15 protein-coding genes are annotated in these 16,572 nt (G+C 67.6%); 13 read left to right on the top strand and 2 right to left on the bottom strand.

The genetic code is table 11. The annotated features are described in order from the left end of the window. Positions 1–35: 35 nt before the first annotated feature. The 3 genes from ilvD to ACV4UZ_RS03265 are packed head-to-tail and all read left to right on the top strand — an operon-like array spanning position 36 to position 3,871. Positions 36–1,886: a dihydroxy-acid dehydratase gene (ilvD, locus tag ACV4UZ_RS03275; protein WP_491599502.1), complete on the top strand. Its 1,851-nt coding sequence runs from the start codon at positions 36–38 to the stop codon at positions 1,884–1,886. A 15-nt stretch (positions 1,887–1,901) separates the two neighbouring features. After that, positions 1,902–2,747 (top strand): bacteriohemerythrin, encoded by an 846-nt coding sequence (locus tag ACV4UZ_RS03270; protein WP_491599501.1) that lies wholly within the window; start codon positions 1,902–1,904, stop codon positions 2,745–2,747. Next, complete coding sequence (locus tag ACV4UZ_RS03265; protein WP_491599500.1) at positions 2,744–3,871, top strand: hypothetical protein; 1,128 nt, start codon at positions 2,744–2,746, stop codon at positions 3,869–3,871. The genes ACV4UZ_RS03270 and ACV4UZ_RS03265 overlap by 4 nt, the downstream gene beginning before the upstream one ends. On the opposite strand, the gene xth is transcribed toward ACV4UZ_RS03265, so the two are convergent. Continuing rightward, positions 3,841–4,644 carry an exodeoxyribonuclease III gene (gene xth / locus ACV4UZ_RS03260; RefSeq protein ID WP_491599499.1) on the bottom strand — a complete coding sequence of 268 codons (804 nt, stop codon included), beginning with the start codon at positions 4,642–4,644 and terminating at the stop codon, positions 3,841–3,843. The genes ACV4UZ_RS03265 and xth overlap by 31 nt on opposite strands. 146 nt (positions 4,645–4,790) lie before the next feature. On the opposite strand from xth, the gene ACV4UZ_RS03255 reads away from it, so the two are divergent. Then, positions 4,791–7,007 carry a PAS domain S-box protein gene (locus ACV4UZ_RS03255; protein WP_491599498.1) on the top strand — a complete coding sequence of 739 codons (2,217 nt, stop codon included), beginning with the start codon at positions 4,791–4,793 and terminating at the stop codon, positions 7,005–7,007. Further along, positions 6,919–7,662 carry a hypothetical protein gene (locus tag ACV4UZ_RS03250; RefSeq protein WP_491599497.1) on the top strand — a complete coding sequence of 248 codons (744 nt, stop codon included), beginning with the start codon at positions 6,919–6,921 and terminating at the stop codon, positions 7,660–7,662. The genes ACV4UZ_RS03255 and ACV4UZ_RS03250 overlap by 89 nt, the downstream gene beginning before the upstream one ends. Positions 7,663–7,759: 97 nt before the next feature. Here the strand turns inward: ACV4UZ_RS03250 and erpA are convergent, their stop codons facing one another. Then, positions 7,760–8,113 (bottom strand): iron-sulfur cluster insertion protein ErpA, encoded by a 354-nt coding sequence (gene erpA / locus ACV4UZ_RS03245; RefSeq protein ID WP_491599496.1) that lies wholly within the window; start codon positions 8,111–8,113, stop codon positions 7,760–7,762. 192 nt (positions 8,114–8,305) lie between these two features. On the opposite strand from erpA, the gene ACV4UZ_RS03240 reads away from it, so the two are divergent. From ACV4UZ_RS03240 to scpB, 8 genes are read left to right on the top strand one after another with little or no spacing between them, the layout of a single operon-like run. Next, positions 8,306–9,457 (top strand): GGDEF domain-containing protein, encoded by a 1,152-nt coding sequence (locus ACV4UZ_RS03240; protein WP_491599540.1) that lies wholly within the window; start codon positions 8,306–8,308, stop codon positions 9,455–9,457. A gap of 54 nt (positions 9,458–9,511) precedes the next feature. After that, on the top strand, positions 9,512–10,705 hold the full coding sequence (locus ACV4UZ_RS03235; protein ID WP_491599495.1) for a deoxyguanosinetriphosphate triphosphohydrolase: 1,194 nt from the start codon (positions 9,512–9,514) through the stop codon (positions 10,703–10,705). 5 nt (positions 10,706–10,710) lie between these two features. Then, entirely contained in the window at positions 10,711–12,441 is a 1,731-nt protein-coding gene (argS, locus tag ACV4UZ_RS03230) for an arginine--tRNA ligase (RefSeq protein WP_491599494.1), read from the top strand. A 19-nt stretch (positions 12,442–12,460) separates the two neighbouring features. Further along, positions 12,461–13,426, top strand: coding sequence for an SPOR domain-containing protein (locus ACV4UZ_RS03225; RefSeq protein ID WP_491599493.1), 966 nt, complete (start codon positions 12,461–12,463; stop codon positions 13,424–13,426). Then, on the top strand, positions 13,413–14,432 hold the full coding sequence (nagZ, locus tag ACV4UZ_RS03220; RefSeq protein ID WP_491599492.1) for a beta-N-acetylhexosaminidase: 1,020 nt from the start codon (positions 13,413–13,415) through the stop codon (positions 14,430–14,432). The genes ACV4UZ_RS03225 and nagZ overlap by 14 nt, the downstream gene beginning before the upstream one ends. Beyond that, complete coding sequence (locus ACV4UZ_RS03215; RefSeq protein WP_491599491.1) at positions 14,429–15,115, top strand: site-2 protease family protein; 687 nt, start codon at positions 14,429–14,431, stop codon at positions 15,113–15,115. Before nagZ ends, ACV4UZ_RS03215 begins: the two co-directional genes overlap by 4 nt. Continuing rightward, the gene (locus ACV4UZ_RS03210; RefSeq protein WP_491599490.1) at positions 15,112–15,924 is read left to right on the top strand and encodes a segregation and condensation protein A; all 813 of its coding nucleotides are present in this window, start codon (positions 15,112–15,114) and stop codon (positions 15,922–15,924) included. The genes ACV4UZ_RS03215 and ACV4UZ_RS03210 overlap by 4 nt, the downstream gene beginning before the upstream one ends. Beyond that, positions 15,921–16,571 carry an SMC-Scp complex subunit ScpB gene (gene scpB, locus ACV4UZ_RS03205; RefSeq protein ID WP_491599489.1) on the top strand — a complete coding sequence of 217 codons (651 nt, stop codon included), beginning with the start codon at positions 15,921–15,923 and terminating at the stop codon, positions 16,569–16,571. The genes ACV4UZ_RS03210 and scpB overlap by 4 nt, the downstream gene beginning before the upstream one ends. Position 16,572: the final 1 nt, after the last annotated feature.

The following is a 16,572-nucleotide window of genomic DNA, read 5'->3' as shown; positions in this document are numbered from 1 at the left end:
ATTCTCGTGTTTCCGTCAAACGAAGGTTGACACCCATGCCCGCTTATCGCTCCCGTACCTCCACCCACGGCCGCAACATGTCCGGCGCCCGCGGCCTGTGGCGCGCCACCGGCATGACCGACGCCGATTTCGGCAAGCCGATCATCGCCATCGCCAATTCCTTCACCCAGTTCGTGCCCGGCCACGTGCACCTCAAGGACCTGGGGCAGATGGTGGCGCGCGAGATCGAGAAGGCCGGCGGCGTGGCCAAGGAGTTCAACTGCATCGCCATCGACGACGGCATCGCCATGGGCCATGCCGGCATGCTGTATTCGCTGCCCTCGCGCGAGCTGATCGCCGACAGCGTCGAATACATGGTCAACGCCCATTGCGCCGACGCCATGGTCTGCATCTCCAATTGCGACAAGATCACCCCCGGCATGCTGATGGCGTCGCTTCGCCTCGACATCCCCACCATCTTCATCTCGGGCGGCCCCATGGAGGCCGGCAAGGTCACCTACAAGGGCGAGACCCATGCCGTGGACCTGATCGACGCCATGATCAAGGGCGCCGACCAGAACGTCTCCGACGAGGAGGCGCTGGCCTTCGAGAAGGAAAGCTGCCCCACCTGCGGCTCGTGCTCGGGCATGTTCACCGCCAATTCCATGAACTGCCTGATCGAGGCCCTGGGCCTCGGCCTGCCGGGCAACGGCACGGTGGTCGCCACCCATGCCGACCGCAAGGAGCTGTTCCTGGAGGCCGGGCGGCGCATCGTCGAGCTGGCCAAGCGCGCTTACGAGGGGGACGACGCGTCCGTGCTGCCGCGCTCCATCGCCACCTTCAAGGCCTTCGAGAACGCCATGACGCTGGACATCGCCATGGGCGGCTCCACCAACACCGTGCTGCATCTGCTGGCGGCGGCGCAGGAGGCGGGGGTCGCCTTCGGCATGGCCGACATCGACCGCCTGTCGCGCCGGGTGCCCTGCCTGTGCAAGGTCGCCCCCAACGTCCCCGACGTCCACATCGAGGACGTCCACCGGGCCGGCGGCATCATGGGCATCCTGGGCCAGCTGGACCGGGGCGGGCTGATCAACCGCGAGTGCGGCACCGTCCATTCCCGCACCCTGGCCGAGGCCCTGGACAAGTGGGACATCTCGCGGTCCAACGATCCGAAGGTGCATGAGTTCTACAAGGCCGCCCCCGGCGGGGTGCGCACCACCGAGGCCTTCAGCCAGTCCAAGCGCTGGGCCGAGGTGGACAAGGACCGGGTCAAGGGCGTCACCCGTTCGGTGGACACCGCCTTTTCCAAGGATGGCGGCCTGGCGGTGCTGTTCGGCAACCTGGCGCTGGACGGCTGCATCGTCAAGACGGCGGGCGTGGACGACAAGAACCTGACCTTCTCGGGCCCGGCGGTGATCTGTGAAAGCCAGGACGAGGCGGTGGCCAAGATCCTGGGCGGGCAGGTCAAGGCCGGCGACGTGGTGATCGTCCGCTACGAAGGCCCGCGCGGCGGGCCGGGCATGCAGGAAATGCTCTATCCCACCAGCTACCTGAAGAGCATGGGCCTGGGCAAGGAATGCGCGCTGATCACCGACGGCCGCTTCTCGGGCGGCACCTCGGGCCTGTCCATCGGCCACGTCTCTCCCGAGGCGGCGGAAGGCGGGGCCATCGGCCTGATCGAGCCCGGCGACATCATCGATATAGATATTCCAAATCGCAGTATTGCAATCCGGGTGTCCGATGCCGACCTGGAAAAGCGTCGTCAGGCCATGGTGGCCTTGGGGGCCAAGGCCTGGAAGCCGGTGGATCGCGACCGTCAGGTGTCGGCCGCGCTGAAGGCCTATGCCGCCATGACCACCAGCGCCGCCAGGGGCGCGGTGCGCGACGTGTCGCAGTTGGATCGCTGAGGAAGGATCGGGCCGATGGGGGTGACGTGGAGCGAGAGGATGAGCGTCGGCGTGCCGCTGCTCGATTCCGACCACAAGACTCTCATCGGCCTGATCAACAACCTGCACCGCTCCATCGGCGATGACGAGGAATATGCCGCGGTCGGCAGTGTCTTGCAGGCCCTGGAAGAGTATGTCGCCCATCATTTCGCCCGCGAGGAGAAGATGATGGAGGCCTGCCGCTATCCGCTGCTGTCCCAGCACCACGCCACCCATGCCAGCTTCGCCGGCCAGGTCGCCGCCCTGAAGGCGCGCTACACCGGGGACAAGACCGCCGTGCGCGCCCGCGAATGCCTGGCCTTCCTCAATTCCTGGCTGATCGACCACATCTGCACCACCGACATGAACTACCGCTCCTGGCTGATCGGCCATCCGGGTGCCGAGGCGGCGGCGCAACGGGTGACCCTGACCGGTGGCGGCAAGTCCGCCCAGGTGGATTGGGCGAATCTGCGGGTGCTGCTGGTGGACGACAACGTCAATTTCTGCGAGATCCTGCGCACCATTCTGGACAGCGTCGGCGTCACCAGGATTTCCACCGTCCACGACCTGGACTCGGCCAAGACGGTGATCGGCCTGGACCCCTTGGATATCGTGGTTTCCGACTGGCACGTGGGCGCCGAGAGCGGCCTGGATCTGGTCAAGTGGGTAAGGCGCGGCCCGCCGGGACAGGCCCGGTTGCCGGTGCTGATCCTGTCGGGCCATGAGCGCATGGCCAACCGCGACCTCGCCCTGCTGGCCGGGGCCGACGAATTCATGGAAAAGCCCATCTCGGCCCGCAACCTGCTGCTGGGCATGGCCCGGCTGGTGGGGAAGGCGGCATGAGCCGGCTGGTGGATGCCGATGGTTCGGTTCCGCGGACCGTCCATCCCCTGGCCGATCTGCTGCGCCTGTCGGCCGACCAGGTGCTGGACGCCTTCACCCTCAGCCAGCGCGAGGACTTCACCCGGGTGATCGCCCAGGTGGCCCAGCCGGGTTCGGCGCTCAACGGCGTGTTCCGGGACCTGGGGGCCGATGCGGGGCGGCTGGGCGATCTGTTCCTGGACCTGCACGCCCATGTGATGGACCATCCGGTGTGGCGCCACCCGTTCTTTTGCCGGGTGTTCGAGGGGCGGATCACGCCGTCCCAGGTCAAGGCTTTCGCGCTGCAGTACTTCAATCAGATCAAGAATACCCGCCAGTGCGTCGCCCTGGCCATCGGCCGCTTCCACGGCCTGGCCGCCACGTCGCGCGGCCAACTGGGCGAGCGCCGGTCCGAGCTGACCCAGGTGGCCCTGGCCCAGCTGGTGGCCGACGAATACGGGGTGGGCAGCCACGGCCTGGACGATTATCCCGAATTGGGGCGGCTGCTGGCCGCCAAGACCCACATCGTGATGTACCGCCAGCTGTTCGACGGGCTGGGCATCCCTGCCGCCGGGCAGGACGTGCCCATGCTGCCCCAGGTGGCGGACAACGTGCTGATTCAGCGGCTGGTGGCCGGACATCCGGCCTTCACCCCGCTGGAGGCGCTGGCCTCCGTGGGGCTGGGCATGGAATGGGGCGTGCCGGAATTCTTCAGCCTGCTGCTGGGCGGCCTGATCAGGGTGTCGGAGCGCGAAGGGCTGAATCTCAGCCCTCACCATCTGGAGGTCTTCATCGCCCATGTGCGCTACGACGTCCTTCACGCCATCTCGGTGATGCTGGTCACCTCGCTGCACATGGAGGGCGAGGGCGATCCGGCGGCGGTCAAGGGGGCCTGCAACATGCTGATGGGCGGCCGCTTCGCCATGATGACCGGCCTTTACGCCCATGTGTTCGGCGAGCAATGCCCGGTTCCGTCATTGGAGCCCCGCCACCGGGTCGCCGATATCCGCATCGCCGACGCATTGGCCGAGGCGCGGCGAAGCGTCGACCCGGCCCAGGTGATGGGCGGCGAGGCCTATTGCCGCTCGGCCGCCACGCCGTTCTGATCCAGCTCGATCCACACCGGCGTGTGGTCCGAGGCCTTTTCCCTGCCCCTCGGTCCCTTGTCGATGTCGCAGGCCCGCAGGCGGTCGGCGGCCTGGGGTGACAGCAGGAAGTGGTCGATGCGCAGGCCCTCGTCGCGCTGCCAGGCCCCCGCCTGGTAATCCCAGAAGGAATAGCGGCCTTTTTCATCGGGATGCAGGGCGCGGAAGGCCTCCGTCAGCCCAAGGTTGACGATGGCGCGGAAGGCGGCGCGGCTGTCGGGCCGGCAGAGCGCGTCGCCCCGCCAGTTGGGCGGGTCGTAGACGTCGTCGTCGGTGGGGCAGATGTTGAAATCGCCGCCCAGGACGAAGGGGACGCCCCGGACGAGCAGGGTTTCGGCGTGGCGCTTCAGTCGCGCCATCCACGCCAGCTTGTAATCGAATTTGTCGCCCGGTGCCGGGTTGCCGTTGGGCAGGTAGAGCGAGGCCAGACGCCAGCCGGCGATGGTGGCTTCGATGTAGCGGGCCTGTTCGTCGGCTTCGTCGCCGGGCAGGCGGCGGTCGATGTCGGTCATGGGCAGGCGGGACAGGATGGCGACGCCGTTATAGCTCTTCTGGCCGTGGACGGCGGCATGATAGCCGGCGGCCTCGATTTCCAGATAGGGGAAGTCCTGGTCCTGGCACTTGATCTCCTGCAGCAGGACCACGTCGGGGGCGAAGGCGTTCAGCCAGTCGAGCACGTTGCCCAGGCGGGCCCGCACCGAGTTGACGTTCCAGGTGGCGATGCGCAGGCCCATGTCTCCATCCGCTCCGGCAAGGTGTGGCAGGGCTCCGAGGATACAGGACCCGGTGGTTTCGGCAAGGCAGCCCAGCGTTATTGGGATTGTATGTAGAAGTACGGGAAGCGCATATTTACCTGGGGCGTGCAGGTTCGGGGGATTTGGTGGCCGGCGAGAACAATCTCAACTCCAGGTTCAGGCTGCTGCGGTATTATTCCATGGCCAGCGCGGTGGCGCTGACCATTACCGCCTCGGTGCTGGTGGCCCTTTACCGCAGCGATCAGGTGGACGAATTCCTGTCTTCGACCGAGGCGGAGAATACCCGGCTGGCGACCACCTTCGCCAACACGTTTTGGCGCCAGTTTCAGCCGTTTTTCATCATGGCATCCAATATTCCGGCCGAGGCGCTGAGGCGTCGCGGCGAGCTGCGCGCCCTGGACATCGCCTTCGAAAGCCTGTCCACCGGACTGCCCATCCTGAAGATCCGCGTCTATGACGGCCGGGGCCGGGCGGTCTATTCCTCCATCCGCGACGAGGTGGGCGAGGATTTCTCGATCAACCCAGGGGTGAGGCTGGCGGTGGAGCAGGGAACGACCTGGACGGCCATGAATTTCAACCCCCGGATGCCGGATCTGACCGGGGCGATCGCGGGCCGTTGGGTGGTGGAAACCTATATCCCGGTGACCGGGGAGCTGGGGCAGCCGGTCGGTGGGCTGGAGCTTTATTCCGACGCCACGCCGTCCATGGAACGGCTGAAATCCAACGTCTGGCGCCTGGGCGGGCTGGTCGCGGCGATTCTGGCGGGTCTCTATCTGATCCTGTTCCTGATCGTGCGGCGCGCCGACCGTATCATCCACAGCCAGCGCGAGCAGGTGGAGCAGGCGCGGGAGGCGCTGCGGGCCAAGGAGGAGCGCTTCCGCGCCATCGCCGACTACACCTTCGACTGGGAATCCTGGCTGGACCAGGACGGCCGGCTGCGCTGGGTCAATCCGGCGGTGGAGCGTCTGGCCGGCTATTCCATCGAGCAATGCCTGGGCATGGAAGACTATCCCCTGCCCATGATCTATGAAGCCGACCGGGCCGAGATCCGCCGCCTGCGGCAATCGGCGCTGGCCGGCAATTTCGAAAGCGGCGTCGAGTTCCGCCTGGTTTGCCGCAACGGCCTGATCAAGTGGGTGATGGCCAGCTTCCAGCCCATTTTCGACGACAGCGGGGCGATCATGGGCACCCGCTGGAGCATCCACGACATCACCGACCGCAAACGGGCCGAGCAGCGGCTGCGGGAATCCGAGGTCCGCTTCCGCTCGGTGACCCAGACCGCCGCCGATGCCATCATCTCGGTGAACGGGCGCGGAGACATCGTCTCGTGGAACGTGGGGGCCGAGCGCATCTTCGGCTACGCCGAGACCGAGGCGCTGGGACGCAACGTCACCATGATCCTGCCGGAGGGTTATCGCCAGCGGCACGAGGACGGCCTGCGCCGCGCCGTCGCCACGGGCGAGGCGCCGATCCTCGGTGTTCCGTCGCTGTTCGAGGGACTGCGGCGTGACGGACAGGTGTTTCCGGTGGAGCTGACCCTGTCGCGCTGGGACATGGACAACGGCGCCTTCTTCACCGCCATCCTGCGCGACGTCACCGAGCGGAAGATGGCCGAGCAGGAACTGGCCGAACGCACCGCCGAGCTGGAACGGTCCAATGCCGAGCTGCAGCAATTCGCCTATGTCGCCTCCCACGACCTGCAGGAGCCGCTGCGCACGGTGACCAGCTTCCTGCAATTGCTGCGCAGGCGCTACGACGCGTCTCTCGACGACAATGCCCGCGAATACATCCGCTTCGCCACCGACGGTGCGGCGCGCATGCACCGGCTGATCACCGACCTGCTGGTCTATTCCCGCGTCTCCACCCACGGCCGCAGCTTCGAGACGGTCAGGATGGAGGCGGTTCTCGACATGGTCCTGACCAATCTGGGCGCCGCCATCGAGGAATCCGGCGCCGAGATTTCCCATGATCCGCTGCCCGAGGTGGACGGCGACCAGATCCAGATGGTCAGTCTGTTGCAGAACCTGATCGGGAACGCCATAAAGTACAGGGCGCCCGGGACGGTTCCGCGCGTTCATGTCGGGGCGAAACGGGATGGCGACACCTGGGCGTTTTCGGTGCAAGACAACGGAATCGGCATCGATCCCAAGTATGCCGACCGTGTCTTCGTCATCTTCCAGCGCCTGCACGCCCGTGGCGAGTATGAAGGCACCGGCATCGGGCTGGCGGTGGCCAAGAAGATCGTCGAGCGCCATGGCGGGCGCATCTGGCTGGACTCCGAGCCGGGGCAGGGCAGCACCTTCCACTTCACCCTGCCGGTCCGCCATCCGCGCAAGAGCTAGCCTGCTGGCCTGCCTGCTGGTCGCCGCCGCGTCCTCCTCCGCCCTGGCCCAGTCCTGTCCGCCGGGCGGGGCCTATGTGCCGCAGCGCGTGGTGACCTTTTCCACCTGGATGGCCGATCCCACCTACAGCAGCGTCGAGAGCCGGGCCCGCATCACCGCCCTGTCGGGCAAGACCCGCCCCGATTCCAACGACTTCACCACCGGCCTGACGCGGACCACCACCAATCTGGAACTTCGGGTCCAGGGCTGGCAGATCGATCTGGGGCAGGGGAAGCGCTGCATGGGGCTCGCCCGGGTCGAGGCGATATGGAAGATTACCGAGATCAAGGTGGACATCGCCCGGGAATATCCGCCGGGCGGCTGTCAGTACCGGGTGATCCGCACCCACGAGGACGAGCACGTGGAGATCAGCCGGGACACGTTCCGCCGCTGGACGCCCCAGGCGGAATCGGTGCTGCGCAACGTGGCGGCGCGCATTCCGCCGCGCATCAGCACCGCCTCGGCCGACGCGGTGACCGGTGAGTTCAAGGACCAGCTGACCGCCGCCATGAAGCCCACCTTCGAGGCCTTCGCCAACGAGCTGAGAACGCGCAACGCCGCCATCGACACGCCGGGCAATTACCGCCGCGTCAACGGCCAGTGCCCGACGTGGTGAATGGGGCTGTCATTCTGAGCGAAGCGAAGAATCTTTCAGTCCCAGACGGCTTCGGTTGAAAGATGCTTCGCTGGCGCTCCGCATGCCAAAACCCGCATTACACCGAGAAGGAGCTGCCGCAGCCGCAGGTGGAGGTGGCGTTGGGATTCTTGATCTGGAACGACGAGCCGGCCAGATCCTCGACATAATCCACCACCGAGCCGTCCAGCATGTCCAGCGAGGTCTGGTCCACCACCACGGTGATGCCGTATTCGCTGAACAGGCGGTCCTCGTCGCCGACCTGGTCGTCGAGCGAGATGCCGTAGGAAAAGCCCGAACAGCCGCCGCCGGAAACGCCCAGGCGCAGCATCATGTTGGGCTTGCCCTCCATCTTGATCAGGGTCTGGACGCGCTCGGCGGCGCTTTCGGTGACGCTGATGCGGGCGGCGTAATTGTGTTCGACCTCGGCCATCGTGTCCTCTGCGGCAAGGATTGGAATTGTTCGAAGGGTAGCACCTTGCCCACCCTCTTTGGAAGCACCGTTCCCGCAATTTAGGTATTCCGATACCGAATTCAAGTCATGGTTCGTAGGTTGCGCATATGAGCCCCGGCTTATAGGCTCGGCCGTCGAATGGCTCTAACCTGGGGAAGGGGCCCCGTCTTGGTGCTTGATCTGCACACCATGCTGGTGGCGGTCGCGGTGGCGACCTCCTGCTGCGCCTTGGCCAGGATCGTCCTCTATTTCCTGCATCCCGGCATGGCCGGTCTCGGGCATTGGGCCTGGGCCAGCGTCATCGGCGCCTTGAGCTTCGCCGTGGCCGGAACCGGGGCGGGCCTGTCCGAAGGCTGGTCCCTGACCTTGGCCCACGGTCTGGTGGTTCTGGGATTCTGCCTCGTCTGGGACGGCTTCCGACGCTTCCTGGGGCGAGACGGTCTGCCGGCCCGGTTCTACCTCGGGCTCGGCGCCCTGGCCGTCATGCTGATCGTCGCCTCCCATTCGGTGGGATCGCTGTATCTGCGCGCCACCTTCAATTCGGCCCTGGTGGCGTTGATTTCCCTGGCCATCGCCCGGGAATTGCTGTGGCGGGCGCCGCCCCATCGCCTCGCCATGCGTCTGGCGGGCTGGGTCTATCTGGCCAATGCGCTGTTCTTTCTCGCCCGCGCCGCGTCCATCGGCCTGGATCTGGGCTTCACGGCCGGCACGATGTCCTATGGCCTGACCGTCGTTGCCACCATGTGGTGGCTGTGCGTCACCATCTCGGTGACCCTGTGCATGGTGCTGATGGCGGGCGAACGGCTGCAGGAGGAACTGAATTTTCAGGCCAGCCGCGACCCCCTGACCGGCGCCCTCAACCGCAGGGCCTTCGGCACCCTGGCGGAAAGGGAGGTGATCCGCGCCCGCCGCGCCGGGGCGCCGCTGTCGCTGCTGATGATCGACATGGACCATTTCAAGCAGATCAACGACCGGCTGGGGCATTCCGGCGGGGACGAGGCCCTGACCATGTTCGTGTCCCTTGCGGGGCGCATGCTGCGGGCCGAGGATCTGCTCTGCCGTTTCGGTGGCGAGGAATTCCTGGCCCTGCTGCCGGGCAGTTCCACCGACGAGGCCATGGGGGTGGCCGAGCGCCTGCGCACCGCCTTCACCGCCGAAGCCAAGGGATTGCAGGGAGAGAGTCATCTGCCCTTCGCCATGACCTTGAGCGCGGGGATAACGGCGCTGGCCGGGGGAGAGGGCATCGAGGCGGCCATCCGCCGTGCCGACACGGCCCTTTACCGCGCCAAGAGTCTGGGACGCGACCGCTGCGAATTGGCGTGAGCGCCGAGCCCCCGGTGGTTGCGTTCCCCGGGCTTGGGCGGTAGTGTCCCGGTCATGACCGAGTCCCGCTTCCATACCCTGGCGCCCTACGCCTGCCGGCCCGAGGAATCCCGCGGCCGCCTGCACGCGGAGGCGGACAGCCCGACCCGCTCGCCGTTCCAGCGCGACCGTGACCGCATCATCCATTCCGCCGCCTTCCGCCGCCTGCAATACAAGACCCAGGTGTTCGTCTATCACGAGGGCGACAATTTCAGGACGCGGCTGACCCATTCGCTGGAGGTGTCGCAGATCGCGCGGTCCATCGCCCGGGTGCTGGGCCTGGACGAGGATCTGGCCGAGGCGCTGGCCCTGGCCCACGATCTCGGCCACACCCCCTTCGGCCATGCGGGCGAGGACGCGCTGCAGGACGTGCTGGCCGAATACGGCGGCTTCGACCACAACGCCCAGAGCTTGCGCATCGTCACCAAGCTGGAACGCCGCTACGTGGAGTTCGAGGGCCTCAACCTCACCTGGGAGACCCTGGAGGGACTGGTCAAGCACAACGGCCCGCTGACCGGCCCGCTGGCGGTCAAGCCCGACCGGGTGCTGCCCGGGGCCATCGCCGAGTATGCCCAGTTGCACGATCTGCGCCTGGACAGCTTCGCCGGCATGGAGGCCCAGGTGGCGGCCCTGTCCGACGACATCGCCTACAACAACCACGACATCGACGACGGCTTGCGCGCCGGGCTGTTCACCATCGCCGACCTTCGGGACGTGCCCCTGGTCGGGCCGCTGTTCCATCAGGTGGGCAAGGATTATCCCGGGGCCGAACCCTCGTTGCACATCCACGAGGTGGTGCGCCGGATGATCGGCATCATGATCACCGACCTGATCGGGGAAACCCGGCGCCGCATCGAGGACTTCAAGCCCAGGACCGCCGACGACGTGCGGGCCCTGGGGCGCCCGCTGGCCGCCTTTTCCGACGAGATGCGCGCCAATGACGCGGCGCTGCGCCAGTTCCTGTTCACCAACATGTACCGCCACTTCAGCGTCAACCGCATGACCAGCAAGGGCAGGCGGGTGGTGAAGGACCTGTTCCGCCTGCTGTTCGCCGAGCCCGAATGCCTGCCGCCCGAATGGCGGCGTCTGGCCGACGGCAAGGGCACCGCCAAGACCGCCCGCGTGGTGGCCGATTACATCGCCGGCATGACCGACCGCTTCGCGCTCGACGAGCATCGCCGGCTGTTCGACCTGCAAGAGAAGCCTTGAGAAAAATGAACCTGTTCAAATACTTCCGTGAAGAAATCATCAAGTCGGTCGAGGCGATCGTTCCCGGCCTCGATACCTCCAAGGTGACGGCCGAGCCGCCGCGCGAGACCAGTCATGGCGACGTGGCCACCAACGCCGCCATGGTGCTGACCAAGGCGGCGGGCATGAAGCCCCGCGATCTGGCCGAGAAGATCGCGGCAGCCTTGCGCGCCCATCCGGCGGTGTCGGAGGTGGAGGTGGCCGGTCCCGGCTTCATCAACCTGCGGCTGGCCGATTCCTTCTGGTTCGAGCGTCTGGCCGAGGTTCTGGCCGCCGGAACCGCCTACGGCCAGTCGGACGTGGGCCAGGGCCGCAAGGTCAACGTGGAATACGTCTCCGCCAATCCCACCGGCCCCATGCATATCGGCCACGCGCGCGGCGCGGTGTTCGGCGACGCCCTGGCGCTGCTGCTGCAGAAGGCCGGCTACGACGTCACCCGCGAATACTACGTCAACGACGCCGGTTCCCAGGTGGACGTGCTGGCCCGCTCGGCCCACTTGCGCTACCGCGAGGCCCTGGGCGAGGAGATCGGCGAGATTCCCGAAGGCCTCTATCCCGGCGAGTACCTGAAGCCCACCGGCGCCGCCCTGGCGGCCAAGTACGGCGCTTCGCTGAAGGACAAGCCGGAGGAGGAGTGGCTGCCCCTGCTGCGCGGCTTCGCGGTGGAGTCCATGCTGGACATGATCAAGGACGATCTGGCCGGCCTGGGGGTCAAGCACGACGTCTTCGTCTCCGAGCGCGGGCTGGTGGAGGCGGGCAAGGTCCAGGACGCCCTGGACGCCCTGTCGGCCAAGGGCCTGATCTACGAAGGCGTGCTGGAGCCCCCCAAGGGCAAGCTGCCCGACGATTGGGAGGTGCGGCCGCAGACCCTGTTCAAGGCCACCGAATTCGGCGATGACGTGGACCGCCCCTTAAAGAAGTCGGACGGCTCGTGGACCTATTTCGCTTCCGACATCGCCTATCACCTGGACAAGTACCGCCGTGGCTTCGGGTCCATGATCGACGTGTGGGGCGCCGATCACGGCGGTTACGTCAAGCGCATGCAGGCGGCGGTCAAGGCGGTGAGCGAGGGCGGCGGCGATCTCGACGTCAAGCTCTGCCAGATGGTCAATCTCCTGAAGGGCGGCCAGCCCTACAAGATGAGCAAGCGGGCCGGCACCTTCGTCACGCTCAGGGATCTGGTCGAGGCGGTGGGCAAGGACGTGGTCCGCTTCATCATGCTGACCCGCAAGAACGACGCCCATCTGGACTTCGACCTGGACAAGGTGCTGGAGCAAAGCCGCGACAATCCGGTGTTCTACGTCCAGTACGCCCATGCCCGCTGCCATTCGGTGATGCGTCACGCCGCCACCATGTGGCCGGAGACGGCGGGGCAGGTTCCGGGCGTCGCGGTGCTGGCGCGCTTGACCGACCCGGCCGAGCTTGGTTTGATCAGGCTGCTGGCCGGCTGGCCGCGCCTGGTGGAAAGCGCGGCCGAGGCCCACGAGCCGCATCGTGTCGCGTTCTATCTCTATGATCTGGCCGCCGCCTTCCACGGGCTGTGGAACAAGGGCAAGGACGAGACGCGGCTGCGGTTCCTGATCGAGGACGACCGCGAACTGTCGCTGGCCCGCCTGGGCCTGCTGCGCGCGGTGGTGGGGGTGATCGCCTCGGGGCTCGGCATCTTCGGTGTCACGCCCGTGGAAGAGATGCGCTGAACAGGGGAGATGCGCTGACATGGCCAAACGTCCCGGCGACGATTACGAACGCGACCTGCTGGACATCATTCCCGAGCGCTACGACGCCGACGCCGATTCCCATCAGGCCCGGGCCGGCCACCGTTTGCGCAGCTGGGTGCTGATCGGCGGCGCGGTGATCGCGGTGGGGGCCATCGTCGCCGCCGGCCTGCACTTCGTGGGCGGGCGCAAGGGCGCGGGCCTGGGCGTGCCGGTGATCAAGGCCGACGACCGCCCCATCAAGACCCGCCCCGACGACCGGGGCGGCATGCAGGTGCCCAACCAGGACAAGCTGGTCTACGAGCGCATGGATTCCGCCGGCGAGAGCGAGCCCAAGGTGGAACGCCTGCTGCCCCAGCCCGAATCCGCCAAGGCGCCGCCCAAGACCATTTCCGTGCCGCCGCTGTCGGCCGAGCCCCCTCCGGCCAACATTCCCCCGGCGGTGGCCCAGCGGCCGGCCCCCATTCCGCCCAAGCCGGGCGAGCCGCCGGCCCCCAAGACCGCGCCCCAGGCCAAGGTGGCGGCCCAGCCCATGGATTCCTCGCCCATTCCACCCGCCGCCGCGCCGCTGCCGCCGGCCTATCAGCCGGTGCAGGAACGCGCTCCGGCTGCTGCGGCCCAGCCCGAGCACATGGCGCCCGCCGTGGTGGCCCAGGCGCCGCGCGCCGTGACTCCGCCGCCCGCTCCGGCGCCCGCCACCTCGGCCAAGGCTCCGGCCTCGGGCGAATTCGTGGTGCAGCTGGGCGCGGTGCGCGCCGCCGATCAGGCCGACAAGGAATGGCTGCGCATCCAGAAGGCCAATGCCGACCTGCTGGGCGCCTTGAAGCCCGACATCGTCCGCGTCGAGCTGGAGGGCAAGGGGACGTTCTGGCGGGTGCGCGCCGCGCCCCTGTCGGAACAGGCCGCCCGCCAGCTCTGCGCCGAGCTCACCGCCCGATCCCAGGGGTGCATCGTTGCCCGCCGTTAACGCCGCCATCTTCGGCTGCGCCGGTCTGGTCCTCACCCAGGCCGAGCGCGACTTCTTCCAGCGCGTCAACCCGCTGGGCTTCATCCTGTTCGCCCGCAACGTGGCCGATCCGGCCCAGGTCAAGGCGCTGGTGGACTCCTTGCGCGACTGCGTGGGCCGTGCCGACGCGCCGGTGCTGATCGACCAGGAAGGGGGCAGGGTGCAGCGCCTGAGGCCGCCCCACTGGCGAAGCGCCCCGCCCGGCGAGCCCTTCGCCGCCCTGGCCGAGCGCGATCTCGACGCCGCCCGCGAGGCTCTGCGCCTCAACTTCCGCCTGATCGGCGCCGAGCTGGCCGATCTGGGCATCGACGTGGATTGCGCCCCGGTTCTCGACGTGCCCATTCCCGGCGCCCACGACGTCATCGGCGACCGCGCACTGGGCCGCACCGCCCAGTCGGTGATCGATCTGGGCGGCGCGGTGATCGACGGCTTGCTGGACGAGGGCGTGCTGCCGGTGATCAAGCACATTCCCGGCCACGGCCGCGCCATGGTGGACAGCCATCTCGACCTGCCGGTGGTCGATACCCCGCTGGCCGAACTGGAGGTCCAGGACTTCCCGCCCTTCCACGCCTATCGTCACGCCCCCTGGGCCATGACGGCGCATGTGGTCTACACCGCCCTTGACGCGGCCCATCCCGCCACCACCTCCAGGGTGGTGATCGACAAGGTGATCCGTGGCGCCATCGGCTTCGACGGCCTGCTGATTTCCGACGATCTGTCCATGAAGGCGCTGGGCGGCACGTTCGAGGACCGCACCCGCGCCAGTCTGGAGGCGGGCTGCGACGTGGTGCTTCACTGCAACGGCGATATGGCCGAGATGGCCGCCATCGCGTCCGAACTGCGCCCGTTGAGCGCGGCGGCCGAGGTGCGGGTGGCCCGGGGGCTGGCGCAGAAGCGCACGCGGACACCCTTTGACCGCAAGGCTGCCGAAGAGCGGGTCGGATTGCTGCTCGGGCTCTCCCCATGATGGGCGAGCTGGGTGGGCTGCTGTTCGGCATCACCATCTGGGCGATTCCGCTGATCTTCGCCGTGACCCTGCACGAGGCCGCCCACGGCTATGCCGCCAAGGCCTGTGGCGACGACACCGCCGAGCGCCTGGGCCGCATCTCGCTCAATCCGTTCAAGCACATCGATCCGTTCGGCACCATCATCCTGCCCGGCCTGCTGCTGGCCATCGGCGGCGTGATGTTCGGCTGGGCCAAGCCGGTGCCGGTCAATTTCAACAATCTGCGCAACCCGCGCCGCGACATGGTGATCGTCGCGGCGGCCGGGCCGGCCATGAATCTGGCCCTGGCGGTGATCGCCGTGCTGGCGGTGCGTCTGGTGCCGGTGATGCCGGAAGCGGTGCGCGGCTGGTACTTCCTCAATTTGGACAACGCCATCTATTTCAACCTGCTGCTGGCGGTGTTCAACATGATCCCCATTCCGCCGCTGGACGGCGGGCGGGTGGCGGTGGGCATCCTGCCGCCGTTCCTGGCCTGGCATCTGGCGCGGCTGGAAAAGGCGGGGATGCTGATCCTGATCGCCGCTTTGTTCCTGTTTCCCCTGCTGGGCCGCCAGATCGGCATGGATCTGGACGTCTTCCGCTGGCTGATCCAGGGTCCGGTGGATACCATCGGCCGCTTCCTGGTGGAGATCCTGGGGCCGTGAGCCGCACGCCGACCTTCGCCTTCGAGGAGGACCGGCCGGAGCGGGCCCCGGCCGAGCGGCTGCTGCTCGACCTCGAGGTCTGGGAAGGCCCGCTGGACGTGCTGCTGCAGCTGGCCCGCGACCAGAAGGTGGATCTGGCCCGGATCTCCATCCTGAAGCTGGCCGACCAGTATCTGGACTTCGTCCGCAAGGTCGGGCGGGAACAGATCGACCTTGCCGCCGAATATCTGGTGATGGCGGCGTGGCTGGCCTATCTCAAGAGCCGCCTGCTGCTGCCCGAGCCGGAACCCGAGCCCGGCGAGGAACTGTCGCCCGCCGAGATGGCCGCCGCCCTGGCCTTCCGCCTGCAGCGCCTGGAAGCCATGCAGAAGGCCGGCGCCGCCCTGTTCACGCGGCGCCTGCTGGGCCGCGACGTCTTCGCCCGCGGCGCGCCCGAGGACATCGAGGTCAAGAGCCGCTCCATCTTCGACCTCGACCTCTACGACCTGCTGAAGGCCTATGCCGACCACGTGGTGCGCCATTCGGTGCGCACCCTGACGGTGGAGGCGCCCGATCTGTGGTCGGTGGAGCACGCCCTGGCCCGCCTGGAGGCCATGCTGGGCATCGGCAGCCTGCCCGACTGGTCGGTGCTGATGGCCTATCTTCCCGCCATCGAGGGCGACGAACTGAAGATGAAATCGGCGGTGGCCTCGACCTTCGTCGCCGCCCTGGAACTGGCCAAGCAGGGCAAGCTGGTGCTGCGCCAGGACGGCGCCGCCTATTCGCCCATCTACATCCGGGCCGGAGAGGGACAGGGGAGGGAGGATTGAGCAGCGATCCGCAGCACCTGCGCATCGTCGAGGCACTGATCTTCGCCTCCGCCGAGCCGGTTTCCGAACGGGCCATGGCCGAACGCCTGCCCGAGGGCGCCGACGTCCCTCAACTGCTGGCGGAGTTGGAGGCCCATTACGCCTCGCGCGGCTTCACCCTGGCGCGGCGCGGCGAGGGCTGGGCCTTCCGCACCGCCGACGATCTGGCCGAGGCGCTGAAGGTGGAGCGCACCCAGGAGCGCAAGCTGTCACGGGCGGCGGTGGAAACCCTGGCGATCATCGCCTACCACCAGCCGGTGACCCGGGCCGAGGTCGAGGAAATCAGGGGCGTGGCCCTGTCCAAGGGCACCATCGACATCCTGTTCGCCGCCGGCTGGATCCGGCCCAAGGGCCGCCGCCGCACCCCCGGCCGCCCGCTGACCTGGGCGACCACCGACGGCTTTCTCGATCATTTCGGCCTGGAATCCCTGGCCGACTTGCCCGGCGTCAAGGAGCTGGAGGCCGCCGGCCTGTTGGATGCCAGGGCCGCCGCCGGCGCCTACGGCAACCGCGCGGTGGAGGACACGCGGCTGGTGGACACGGCGGAAGAGGACGAGACCCAATTGGACCTGCTGGACGACGAAACCCTGCTGGGACTCGGGGAGTAGG

The organism is Paramagnetospirillum sp. (assembly GCF_058402745.1).
The sequence above is the reverse complement of the archived record's forward strand: the minus strand, read 5'-3'. Positions and strand labels throughout refer to the sequence as shown.